Annotated in this window: 9 protein-coding genes and 1 tRNA gene; 3 read left to right on the top strand and 7 right to left on the bottom strand. The window is 72.1% G+C overall.

The genetic code is table 11. The features are described from left to right. Positions 1-37 precede the first annotated feature (37 nt). The 7 genes from A3IG_RS0107975 to A3IG_RS28945 all read right to left on the bottom strand — a co-directional run bounded on the left by A3IG_RS0107975 (position 38) and on the right by A3IG_RS28945 (position 9233). Positions 38-745, bottom strand: coding sequence for a hypothetical protein (locus A3IG_RS0107975; RefSeq protein ID WP_018383025.1), 708 nt, complete (start codon positions 743-745; stop codon positions 38-40). Continuing rightward, the gene (locus A3IG_RS0107970; protein ID WP_018383024.1) at positions 742-1164 is read right to left on the bottom strand and encodes an acyl-CoA thioesterase; all 423 of its coding nucleotides are present in this window, start codon (positions 1162-1164) and stop codon (positions 742-744) included. Before A3IG_RS0107970 ends, A3IG_RS0107975 begins: the two co-directional genes overlap by 4 nt. Beyond that, complete coding sequence (ettA, locus tag A3IG_RS0107965; RefSeq protein ID WP_018383023.1) at positions 1164-2828, bottom strand: energy-dependent translational throttle protein EttA; 1665 nt, start codon at positions 2826-2828, stop codon at positions 1164-1166. The genes A3IG_RS0107970 and ettA overlap by 1 nt, the downstream gene beginning before the upstream one ends. A 279-nt stretch (positions 2829-3107) precedes the next feature. Continuing rightward, the gene (locus A3IG_RS0107960) at positions 3108-4556 is read right to left on the bottom strand and encodes a thioester domain-containing protein (RefSeq protein ID WP_018383022.1); all 1449 of its coding nucleotides are present in this window, start codon (positions 4554-4556) and stop codon (positions 3108-3110) included. Positions 4557-4845: 289 nt separating this feature from the next. Next, on the bottom strand, positions 4846-5517 hold the full coding sequence (locus tag A3IG_RS32405) for a single-stranded DNA-binding protein (RefSeq protein WP_018383021.1): 672 nt from the start codon (positions 5515-5517) through the stop codon (positions 4846-4848). A 215-nt stretch (positions 5518-5732) separates the two neighbouring features. Continuing rightward, positions 5733-7451, bottom strand: coding sequence for a GTPase (locus A3IG_RS28950; RefSeq protein WP_018383020.1), 1719 nt, complete (start codon positions 7449-7451; stop codon positions 5733-5735). Positions 7452-7457: 6 nt separating this feature from the next. After that, positions 7458-9233, bottom strand: coding sequence for a hypothetical protein (locus A3IG_RS28945; RefSeq protein WP_078500186.1), 1776 nt, complete (start codon positions 9231-9233; stop codon positions 7458-7460). A gap of 368 nt (positions 9234-9601) precedes the next feature. On the opposite strand from A3IG_RS28945, the gene A3IG_RS0107940 reads away from it, so the two are divergent. The 3 genes from A3IG_RS0107940 (at position 9602) to A3IG_RS0107930 (ending at position 11357) form a co-directional block, all read left to right on the top strand. Continuing rightward, positions 9602-9674: transfer RNA gene (locus A3IG_RS0107940), tRNA-Arg, on the top strand. Positions 9675-9941: 267 nt separating this feature from the next. Next, positions 9942-10586: a GntR family transcriptional regulator gene (locus A3IG_RS0107935; RefSeq protein WP_018383018.1), complete on the top strand. Its 645-nt coding sequence runs from the start codon at positions 9942-9944 to the stop codon at positions 10584-10586. A gap of 57 nt (positions 10587-10643) precedes the next feature. Then, the gene (locus tag A3IG_RS0107930; protein ID WP_018383017.1) at positions 10644-11357 is read left to right on the top strand and encodes a GntR family transcriptional regulator; all 714 of its coding nucleotides are present in this window, start codon (positions 10644-10646) and stop codon (positions 11355-11357) included. Positions 11358-11392: the final 35 nt, after the last annotated feature.

The following is an 11392-nucleotide window of genomic DNA, read 5'->3' as shown; positions in this document are numbered from 1 at the left end:
ACCGCACCGGCCGTGACGGGCGGACTCGGGCAGCCCGTCAGGACAGCGGGGTGACGGCGATCCCAGGACCCGCGCCGCGGCGCAGCGCGATCGAACCGTGGGCGGTGCGCACCCGCAGCCAGCTCGCACAGGACAGCACCACCACGGCGTCGGCCTGCCCGGCCGGCCGCGGGGACGGCGTGCTCCGGGAGCCCTGCGACGCGACTCCCAAGGGGCGCAGGAATCCCAGCGAGTGCGCCGCGTGCACGGCGCGCAGGGGCAGGCCGTCGGCGGTGGGCAGCGGCCGGGACCAGATCTCGCCGGCTATCCGGTCCAGCTCCGCCCGGGTTCGCTGGTCGGGGCCGAGCTGCTCGGTGCGTGCCCTGAACTCCGCGACGCCCTCGGCCACCGCCCGGTGGACGGCCTCCGGTGACAGCTCCGCCACCCGGCGCCAGCCGGCGCGCGGCGGCAGCAGTCCCGCCCACGGCGGCCCGGTCACCGCCTCGGGCACCGGGACGGCCCCACCGGCCTCGTCCAGTCCGTCGAGCAGCCGGCCGGCCGACACCGTGGCGTCCGCCTCCGCCGGCTCGGCGAGTTCCACGGTGCGGACCGCCAGCACGTCGAACGGCGGACGGCCGAACACCGCCAGGGCGGGGCCGTGGGCCTTCAGGCGCACGACCGCCGCCCTGTCGTAGCGCAGCAGCCTGGTCAGGAAGACGGCGAGCGCCGCCGTCTCCCTGGGCTCGGCCAGTCGGAACGTGGTCATGCCGCGGCGGCCCCGACCTCCAGGTACCGCTCGAGGAAACCCCGCTCCTCCTCGGTGATCCGCCGCGGCCTGCCCCTGGCAAGGTCGTACGGCACCACGACGGTGGAGGCCCGGGCGTAGACCTGCTCGTCGTCCTTGACCTCGTAGGCGATGGTCAGCGACGCGGCGCCGATGTCTGTGATCCAGCTCTCGACGATCACCGGTTCGTGGCGGTGCACCAGGGGCCGCAGGTAGCTGATCTCGTGCCGGGCCACCACACTGCCCCCGGACAGCGCTTCACTGCCGTTGCCCGGTGCCAGCCGGAACATCAGGTCTATCCGGGCTTCTTCCAGGTACCTCAGGTACACGACGTTGTTGACGTGCCCGAACGCGTCCATGTCGGACCAGCGCAGCGGGCAGGCGTAGCGGTGGCGCGCCATCAGTCGCGGGTCAGCTTCCTGTGGGTGGCGCGGTGCGGGCGCGCGGCCTCGGCACCCAGGCGCTCGATCTTGTTCTTCTCGTAGGACTCGAAGTTCCCCTCGAACCAGAACCACTTGGAGTCGCCCTCGTAGGCCAGGATGTGCGTGGCCACCCGGTCCAGGAACCAGCGGTCGTGGGAGACCACCACGGCGCAGCCGGGGAACTCCAGCAGCGCGTTCTCCAGCGACGACAGGGTCTCCACGTCCAGGTCGTTGGTGGGCTCGTCGAGCAGCAGCAGGTTGCCGCCCAGCTTCAGGGTGAGGGCGAGGTTCAGCCGGTTGCGCTCACCGCCGGAGAGCACGCCCGCGGGCTTCTGCTGGTCCGGGCCCTTGAAGCCGAAGGCGCTGACGTAGGCGCGGGACGGCATCTCGACCTGTCCCACGTTGATGTAGTCCAGTTCGTCGGAGACCACGGCCCACAGGGTCTTCTTGGGGTCGATGCCGGCGCGGGACTGGTCGACGTAGGAGATCCGGACGGTTTCGCCGACCTTGATCTCCCCGCTGTCCGGGCTCTCCTCACCCGTGATCATCTTGAACAGCGTGGTCTTGCCGGCGCCGTTGGGGCCGATGATGCCGACGATGCCGTTGCGGGGCAGCGTGAAGGACAGGTCGTCGATGAGGACCTTGTCGCCGAACGCCTTGGTGAGGTTGCGCACCTCGACGACCTGGTTGCCGAGGCGGGGGCCCGGGGGGATCTGGATCTCCTCGAAGTCCAGCTTCCGCATCTTCTCGGCCTCGGCCGCCATCTCCTCGTAGCGGGCCAGTCGGGCCTTGGACTTCGCCTGACGGCCCTTGGCGTTGGACCGGACCCACTCCAGCTCCTCCTTGAGCCGGCGGGCGCGCTTGGCGTCCTTCTGTCCCTCGACCTTCAGCCGGGTCTGCTTGGTCTCCAGGTAGGTGGAGTAGTTGCCCTCGTAGGGGAAGGCACGGCCGCGGTCCAGCTCGAGGATCCACTGGGCGACGTGGTCGAGGAAGTACCGGTCGTGGGTGACGGCGACCACCGTGCCGGGGTACTTGGCCAGGTGCTGCTCGAGCCACTGCACCGACTCGGCGTCCAGGTGGTTGGTGGGCTCGTCGAGCAGCAGCAGGTCGGGCTGCTCGAGCAACAGCTTGCACAGGGCGACCCGGCGGCGCTCGCCACCGGAGAGGTTGGTGACCGGCCAGTCCCCGGGCGGGCAGCCGAGGGCGTCCATCGCCTGCTCGAGCTGGGAGTCCAGGTCCCAGGCGTTCGCGTGGTCCAGGTCCTCCTGGAGCCGGCCCATCTCCTCGAGCAACGCGTCGGAGTAGTCGGTCGCCATCTGTTCGGCGATCTCGTTGAAGCGGTCGAGCTTGCCCTTGGTCTCGGCGACCCCCTCCTGGACGTTCTCCAGGACGGTCTTGGACTCGTCCAGCGGCGGCTCCTGGAGGAGCATGCCGACCGTGTACCCGGGGGACAGGAAGGCGTCGCCGTTCGACGGCTGCTCCAGGCCGGCCATGATCTTCAACACGGTGGACTTGCCCGCGCCGTTCGGGCCGACGACGCCGATCTTCGCCCCGGGCAGGAAGCTCAGCGTCACGTCGTCAAGGATCACCTTGTCGCCGTGCGCCTTGCGTGCCTTGCGCATGGTGTAGATGTACTCAGCCAAAGGAAACCGTCCGGCGTCTGATCAAGGGAGGGTGGTCGGATACCTCCATCTTGCCGTACGCCTGACGCACCGGTCACATGGCCGCCCCCGCTGGCGGGGCGCGCCGGGAGCCGTGCGGAGCCCCACGGCCCCGCCGAGGCCGGCCGGAGGGTCAGACCGGGCCGGGGCGCCGCGGACACCGCACCAGAGGCCGAACGGGCACCGGCCCCGTTGCTCCTCGGGGAGCAACGGGGCCGGTGCCCGTGTACGTCAGGTGCCCGTGGAGATCAGCGGGGCTGATCAGGCCGCCGGGGTGCCCGCCTTGCGCCTGCGGACGAAGAACACCGTGGCGCCACCGACCACCAGGAGCGCCACCGCGACGCCCGCGATCACCGGCGTGGAGCTGCTGCTGCCGGTCTCGGCCAGGTCGCCCTCGGTGTTGCCGGTCGAGCCGCTGGTGCCCGTGGTGTCAGTGCCCTCGGAGCCGCCGACGGAAGCCGGGGACGGTGCGTTGCTGGGCTCGGAACCACCAGTGGCCCCGCCGTTGGTGCTGTCGGTCTTGCAGTCCAGCATGCCGGTGAAGACCTTCTCGCTGCCGTCGGGCATCGCGATCTTGATCTCGTAGGCCTGGTCCTCCTCGACCGGGAACAGGACGGTCTCGGTCTTGCCTGCGCCGATCTCGTACTTCTTGCCGGCGAGTTCGAAGACGAACTCCTTGTCGCCCTCGTTGGCGACGGTGATGTCCACGCCGCCCTCGGCACAGTTGTTCTTGGTGGAGATCGCCGGGGCCGGGCCGCTGGTGTCCGCGCCCGTCCAGGTGACCGAGGCTCCCGCCTCGACCGACGCCTCGCTGGAACCGGCGAGGATCTGGGTCTGGCTGCCCTCGCTCTTGCCGAAGCCGGTGAACACGCGACCGATCGGGATCACCGTGCTGCCCTTGACGGTCAGCCCGGCCTCGCCCGCCTCGGCGTCCGCGGGGACGTCCACGTACAGGTCCTCACCGTCCTTGGCGGTGGACATGGCCTGGCCGTCCTTGTTGACCACCTTGACGCCGGCCGGCGCGCCCGGGTTGAGGGCCACGTTCACCTGGCCCGCACTGGTGGCGACCTTGATCGGCCCCAGCTTCTCGCCGGCCTTGCCGGAGACCGCGGACGGGCTCAGGGACAGCGAGGGCTTGGGCTCCTCGAGGGCCTTGGCGTTGGTCTCGAGGTAGTCGGCGAGCTTCTCGGCCTTGGCGTCGTCGGCCTCGACGTTCACGTTGTCCGAGAAGCGCCAGATGGCAACCTGGGTGCCGGCCGCGGCCTCGTCCTCGGAGATGGTGCCGTCGATCCCCGCGTCCTTGCTGAGCTGGGCGAGGTCACTCTTCTGCGGGTACGAGTTCTGCAGGATCCACAGGATCTTGCCGGCGTTCTCGTTGTCGTGGAGCGAGGACTCGTCCCAGGGAGTCTCCCGGTACTCGGCCTTCGCCTGGGTGGGGTTGAAGATGTCGATGCAGTAGGTCGTCAGTTCTCCGCCGTTGGCCCCGGAGAGGCTGAACAGCCCCGCGGAGAGCTTCTGGTCCTCCCCGCCGTCCTTGTGGATGACCGCCTTGCCGGACTTCACGAGGCCGCCGAGGACGGCCGTGGCCCCACCGGGGTTGTCCTCCGCCTGAGCCGGAGCAGCGGCGGCTATCGCGGTGATCGCGGCGAGACTGCTTGCGGCGAGCACGGCCGAGAGCCGCGTTCCCCCCCGCCTCTGTACACGGAACATATCTCTAACTCCTCTGTGCGGAGCGGACGGTGAACACGCCCCGCCAATGCCTGGAGACCCCCGTATGACTGGAGGAATCCTAGGGAACGGCTCCGGGGCGGCACTGGGGAACGCCTAAGGGATCACCTTTCGATTTCGAATCGTTACCGTCTGCATGCATGATTCCAAAATTTGTCGACAAATCTGTTCGACGAGCAATGGAATGGCTTTCATCCCGGGCCGAATGGCCCCGAGATGTGCCTAACAAGCCATTTTCCCGACACCCCGGCTCCACGGGCCCGCCCCCGGGTCACCCCACCCGCTCCGGCTCGGGCGGGGCAGGGGAACCGGCCGGTGAACCAGGAGGCGGGACCGCCTCCGGCACCCCTGGAGTCACGCCGGCGACCTCCCCTTCCGCCCGGGGCGCGGGCCGCACAGGACCCGGCTCCACCCGGGCCGGGAGAGCGGGCGCGGGGCCCGGCGGGAACGGCTGAACCGCGACGTGCCGGGCTGGGAACCGCTGCGCGGGGGGCTGGGAGTCAGCGAACCCGGCGTCAGGGAACTGCGGGTCAGGGAACTGGTGGGGCGGTAACGGCTGGGGGTGAACCGCGCCGGCCGCGGCCCGCACCGCCCGGCGGAACGCGGACGTCCCCCGGGACAGGTCGTGTCCGACCACCCCCGCGTCGATCTCCACCGAGGTGTGCCGCTGACCTCCGCTCTCCCACTCCCGCACCCGCATCCGTCCCTGCACGACCAACGGGTCTCCCCGGCCGACGGACGCCGCCACGTTCCCGGCGAGGTGGCGCCAGGCCCACACGGTGTAGAAACTGGTGTGCCCGTCCGACCAGGCCCCCCGTTCGCGGTCCCACCGCCGCGTCGTGGAGGCCATGCGGAAACTCGCCACCGGAATTCCGGAGGCCGACTGCCGGTACCTCACCTCTGTCGCGGCGTTCCCCACCAGCGTGACCGTGGTCTCGTTCATATGCGGACACTCCCCCTGCGTCTCACCACTTTCCGCCTGCGGGTCCAGAGTGCCGCACTCGTCCACGCCGTACGACAAGGCAGCCGAAAAGTGTGCACAACCCAGCACATGTGAATAACTCGATCACTCGAACGAGTGACGCCTTTTCCATGGGCAGGGGAACGGCGTCCCCGAGCATCCCCGGGCATCCACCGTCGTGTCGCCGAACGGTCAGTTCAACTCCAGATCGGTCCGCTGCCGGCAGCCACCGCCCCGTAGCGTTGCCGCACCTCGTGGTAACACCGCAGCTCCGCCTCGATGGGCTCGATGACCAGGGCGTGCCCTCGTTCCTCGGCCGCCTCCCCGATCCGCCGCTCCACCTCCTGACCACAGTGCCGTGCGACGCTGCCCGCCGCCCACCGCCCCAACCAGGTCAGCAGGAGGCCGAGCGTCAGGCCGGTGCCGAGGAGCAGTCCGGGCAACCACCAGGGGCCCCCGTCCCGCCATCCCGTGCCCGCGGTCCAGTCACCCGGGGTCACCCGGCCGATCCCCGCCACCGCCGCCGCCCGCGCCAGCAGACCCAGCAGCCCGAGCAGCACCACACCGGCCAGCAGCCACTGGACCACCGCCACCGGCCTCCACCACTGCCGCGGGCAGGCCGTCGGCTGGCCCACGGGTGCGGCCTCCGCCCCCTGCTCGGCGCCCGCCCCCGACGCGGGAACCGGGTCGGGGGCCAGGGGGTGCGGCCAGGGGCTGACCGCTGTCCAGCGCCCGACGTCGTCCAGCTCCCACGCCAGCGCCCGCCCCCCGCGTTCCCCTGCCGTCCGCACCCCCGTGGCCCAGGGCTCGGGCAGCCCGGACGACGCCACCCGCACCACCTCGCGCACCGCCTCCGCCACCAGCGGACGGTGCGCCGGCACGGGTCCCACTTCGGTTCCCCGCCCCCGGGACGAACGCGTCAGGAACCGTCCGTACGGCGGGGCACAGGCCGCGGCGATCCCCTGGATCCAGTCACGTTCCGCCGCACGCCCCGCCGCCCGGGCGCCCACCGCCTCGGCCAGCCGGTCGGCGAACCGCTCCCGAGCTCCGCCCCCGAGCCCCGGCACCGGCCCTCCCCCGACGTACACCGGTCGCAGCCGCCGGGCGACCCGGTCCAGCTCGGCACGGAGCCTGCGTTCGGCCGCCCGGCGCTCCCGCACCATCCGTCCCAGCGCCGCCCGCAGTTCCCCCACACCCTGGCCGGTCAGCGCCGAGGTGGCGAAGACCTGCGTGCCGTCCTCACCGTGTTCCCCGGACGCCAGCCCGTCCTCGTCGAGCAGCCGCCGCAGGTCGGTCAGGCAGGGCAGGACCGCGTCCTGGGGGAGACGGTCGATCTGGTTGAGCACCACGACCATCACCTCGGCGTGCCCGACGAGCGGTCGCAGACAGCGCTCGTGCACACTGGCGTCCGCGTACTTCTCCGGGTCGAGCACCCAGACCATCGCGTCCACCAGGCCGAGCATCCGGTCCATCTGCTCGCGTTGCCTGCGGTCGGCCGAGTCCAGGTCCGGCAGGTCCAGCAGGACCAGGCCGGGCAGACCGTCCGGCGGGGCCAACCGCCCGGTGTCCAGCGCCCCGTGCCCGGAGAACCGTGAACGTTCCGGCACCCCGAGCCGGTCCAGCAGCTCCCCGGCTCCCTGGGACCGCCACACACACGCCACCGGCGTGCTGGTCGTCGGCCGGCGCACGCCGGTCACCGAAAGGTCGAGTCCACAGACCGCGTTGAACAGCGACGACTTGCCGCTGCCGGTGGTCCCGGCGAGCGCCACCACGGTGTGCGCCAGGGACATGCGTCGCCGTTCACCGGCCCGGCGCAGCACGTCACGGGCGGGGCTCAGGGTCTCCCCCGGCACCCGCGGCGCGGACAGCCGCAGCAGTTCCTCGAACGCGGACAACCGTTCGTCCAGGGCCTCCACCGACGTTCACCTCTCCCTCGCGCGATCCCCCGTACCTGCGACGACCCCACCGGCCAGGGCGACGCCCGCCACGGCCCGGTCGGCGCCGTCCCCGTCCACGGGGTCGCTCCCCACGCCGCGCCCCGCGTCGTCCGCCGACCCCGTTCCTGTTCCCGTTGCCGCGGTCCCCGTTGCTGGGGTCCCCGTGGCCTGGGCACCAGGGGCGCCGGGACCAGGGGCCCTGGCCGCGGGGGACGCCGCCGTCCGGCGCCCGGCCCCCCGTGCCCCGTCCGCGTCCCGGTCCACCCGGTCCCACTCCCCCGGCCCCGCCGTGGCCCAGCGCTCCAGGTCCCGGCACACCGTGGACAGTGCCGCGATCAACGCCATCTGCTGGCCCGGCGTCACCTCGAGGTCGTCCAGGGCGGCCAGCCACCACTCGCGTTCGTCGCGCACCAACTCGGCGACCCGCTCGTGCAGCGAGCACGCCGCCTCGACCAGCCCGCGGTGCCGCCCCGCCTCCGGCGCCCCCAGCACCCCCGCCACCAGGCCCACGACCGCCCCGGGTTCGCCCGCGAGGGCCGCGGCGTGGTCCAGCCACCGCTCCACCAGCATGGCCACCCGCCGGCGGAGCCGCCCGGCGTGCCAGCCGGGATCGAAGGAGTCGGCGGGCGCCCGCCCCGCCGGGTCGGCCCGCCAGGCGCGGACGGTGGCGTCCGCCGCGTCCTCGAGCTCCGCACGCAACAGCACCACCAGGCCCTCCCGCAGGGCCTGCCACAGCCCCTCGTCATCCCCGGTCGCGCAGTACTGCCGCCAGCGCCCGAGCATCTCGCCGCCGACCAGGTGGCCGCCCCGGATTCCCCGGTCGATCCGCTCGGCCGCCCGGTCGTAGGCCGCGTCCACCCCCCGGACCAGCCGGAGCACCGCCGCGTGCTGCGCGGCCGACGCCGCGGCGAGCTCCGGGACCCGGGACCGCAGCGACCGCAGCACCCCGTGCGCGGTCCGCGCGGCAGCGGCACGGGCCATCGGCCGTTGCGCCCGCCGCCACAGCCACTCCCGGACCCCGGCGACGGCGGTCATCGGCAGCAGCCCGCCGTGGGCCACCGACTCGGGCAGCTCGGGGACGGTGAACCGGGGGACGTCTCCGAGTCCGGCGGCGGCGAGCAGCGACGCGTGGTGGTCGGACAGCTCGCGCACCACCCGGTGCGGCACCCGGTCCAGCACGGTGGCCAGGGTGACGTCGTACTCCCTGGCGGTCCGCAGCAGGCACCAGGGGACGGCGTCGGCGTAGCGGGCGGCGCTGGTGACGAAGAGCCAGATGTCCGCGGCGCACACCAGCTCGGCGGCGAGCTCCCTCCCCGACGGCTCGAGGGAGTCCAGGTCGGGGGCGTCCAGCAGGGCGAGGCCGCTGGGCAGCGCCGCGGCGTCAACCACCCGCAGTACGTCGCCGCGGGGCAGCCGGGGCAGCACCCACCGTCCGGAGAACCACCCGCGGTCGTTGGGGTGGCACACCAGCACCGGTCTCCTGGTGGTGGGACGAAGGAACCCGGCCGGCGACACCTCGCCGCCGACCAGGGAGTTCACCAGGGTGGACTTGCCCGCCCCGGTGCATCCGGCGACGACCGCGAGCAGGGGGGCGTGCGGGGCGCGCAGTCGAGGCAGGAGGTAGTCGTCGAACTGCGCGATCAGCTCCTGTCGGGTGCGCTGGGCCCGGGGCGCGTCGGGCACGGCGAGCGGGAAGCGTGCGGTGGCAACGCGGTCCCTCAGCGCGGACAACGCCTCGAGCAGCCAGGGCTCCACTTCCATGATCGACACATACGAAGAATGCCCACTCTTGAGACATTATGAAAGCTTCACATGCCTTTGCCGGGCAACCGACACCCGATCGACCCGCCCGGATGAGTCCGCTTTGTCACTCCAGGCATAACGAGTCCACAACGCCCGCGTCCGGCTCGGCAAAAAACGCTGCACGTCTCGTACGCACCTGCGATTATCGGACCGCTTCACGGAACCTCCACATCGTGACATGGAGGTGAAGCAACCGGTATCGGTACCGCCGGCCCTTATCCTTGTCCCCGGCAAGGTCACGGAACCGCCGCGCCCGCCAGCCCACGGCCCGCTCGGTCGGCACCGTCACCACCGCCGGGGGCGGATGCCACTGCGGCCACCGTCCGGCCCCCGTAGCTCAGCGGATAGAGCAGGCGCCTTCTAAGCGCTTGGCCGCAGGTTCGAGTCCTGCCGGGGGCGCCCCGAGATGGGCTGGTCAACGGCCCCGGCGGCGGCCGATGCCGCTCGTTCACCCGACGGAGCACGTCGGCGCCAGGAAGGGCGAACCACCCCGCGGCGGGCACATACCCAGCGAGAGCGCACGGGGGTCGCACCGGTCGGCGGGGACGAGGCAGACTTGTGGACGTTGTCACGGGAGTGGAGGACAGGCGGATGCCGCCGCGGGATGCCTTCGGGTCTGCACCTGCGCCGGAGCACGGGCTGCCGGACGCCGGTCCGGGGCGTCAGATGCTCTCCGAGAGCGTGTACGAGCACATCAAGGCCATGGTCATGGACCACGAGATCGCTCCTGGCGCCCGTGTGAGCATCGACGGTCTGGCGCGTCGGCTCGGTGTCTCACCCACTCCGGTTCGCGAGGCGCTCGCCCGGCTCGAGTCGGACGGGCTCGTGGTCAAGCGGTCGCTGTCCGGGTACCGCGCGACGGAACTCCTCACGCGGGAGGCGCTCGAGGAGTTGTTCGAGATGCGGATGCTGCTGGAGCCCCCGGCCACAGCGTTCGCGGCGTCGCACGCCGACGACGCGCAGCTCGACGCCATGGAGCGGATCGTGGACGAGATGCAGGCCCACCCGGGGCCGACCGGCCGGTACGCCACCTACCGGGACTTCGCGGCACTCGACCAGCGCTTCCACGCGGCGATCACTCAGGCGGCGCGCCGTCCGCTGCTCGCCGATGCCGTGGATCGGCTCCACTCACACCTGCACGTCTTCCGTCTCGGCAGCGTGCCGGGAGCCGGCGAGCCCACAGTGGTGGAGCACGAACGAATCCTCCGGGCCATGCTGCGCCGCGACAGCGGGCGGGCCGCGGAGGCGATGACCGAACACCTCACCCGCAGTCTGGAACGTCAGCGTCGCAGCCATCGGGAAGGGTCTTGACCCTGCCCGGCCGCACGGCCCGGATACAATCAAGGACGCTCGAACGGAAAGGGGCCCATGCTGTCGGAGGAGCTTGACGCCGACAAGGCCGACGTCTCCCCTTCGCCGTCGGTTCCGAAGCGCCCAGACCTCGTAAACGGCGTCTACGAGGAGGTGAAGGCGATGGTCATGGACCACCGTATCGCCCCCGGCGGCCGGCTCGGCATCCAGGCTCTGGCCCGGGCGCTCGCGGTCTCGCCGACCCCGGTGCGCGAGGCCCTGGCCCGGCTGGAGTCCGACGGGTTGGTGGTCAAGCGGTCCCTGTCCGGATACCGCGCCACGGAGCTCCTCGACCGTCAGGGCGTCGAGGAGTTGTTCGAGATGCGGATGCTGCTGGAGCCGTACGCCGCTGCCCGGGCGGCGGAGCACGCCACGGAGGCGCAGCTCGACCTGATGGAAAGGCTCCTCGAGGAGATGCGGGAGCGGCCCGAACTGGGCGAGAGCTACGCCGAGTACGGCGGCTTCGCGACGCTGGACCAGCGTTTCCACGAACTGATCGCCGAAGCCTCCGGTCGCCGGCTGCTCGGGGACGCGGTGGAGCGCCTGCACGTACACCTGCACCTGTTCAGGCTGAGTCCGGTCGCCGGCGCGAGTCCGGACACGCTCGCCGAGCACGGCCGGGTCCTGCGGGCACTGCTGCGCCACAGCCCCGACCGCGCCGCGGCGGCCATGGAGGAGCACCTCCAACGCAGCCTGGAGCGGCAGCGGGCGCGGTTCCGGCAGGAGCCGTGACGGCGGGCGGTGACTGACCGCGCGGCGGGAGCGCC

It is taken from the genome of Wenjunlia vitaminophila DSM 41686, from assembly GCF_000380165.1.
Lineage (GTDB): Bacteria > Actinomycetota > Actinomycetes > Streptomycetales > Streptomycetaceae > Wenjunlia > Wenjunlia vitaminophila.
This window is presented reverse-complemented; position numbering and strand designations above follow the sequence as displayed.

Coding starts and splice junctions, on each gene's coding strand:
- A3IG_RS0107975 (WP_018383025.1), bottom strand. CDS start 745: ATGACCACGTTCCGACTGGCCGAGCCCAGGGAGACGGCGGCGCTCGCC.
- A3IG_RS0107970 (WP_018383024.1), bottom strand. CDS start 1,164: ATGGCGCGCCACCGCTACGCCTGCCCGCTGCGCTGGTCCGACATGGAC.
- A3IG_RS0107960 (WP_018383022.1), bottom strand. CDS start 4,556: ATGTTCCGTGTACAGAGGCGGGGGGGAACGCGGCTCTCGGCCGTGCTC.
- A3IG_RS32405 (WP_018383021.1), bottom strand. CDS start 5,517: ATGAACGAGACCACGGTCACGCTGGTGGGGAACGCCGCGACAGAGGTG.
- A3IG_RS28945 (WP_078500186.1), bottom strand. CDS start 9,233: ATGGAAGTGGAGCCCTGGCTGCTCGAGGCGTTGTCCGCGCTGAGGGAC.
- A3IG_RS0107935 (WP_018383018.1), top strand. CDS start 9,942: ATGCTCTCCGAGAGCGTGTACGAGCACATCAAGGCCATGGTCATGGAC.
- A3IG_RS0107930 (WP_018383017.1), top strand. CDS start 10,644: ATGCTGTCGGAGGAGCTTGACGCCGACAAGGCCGACGTCTCCCCTTCG.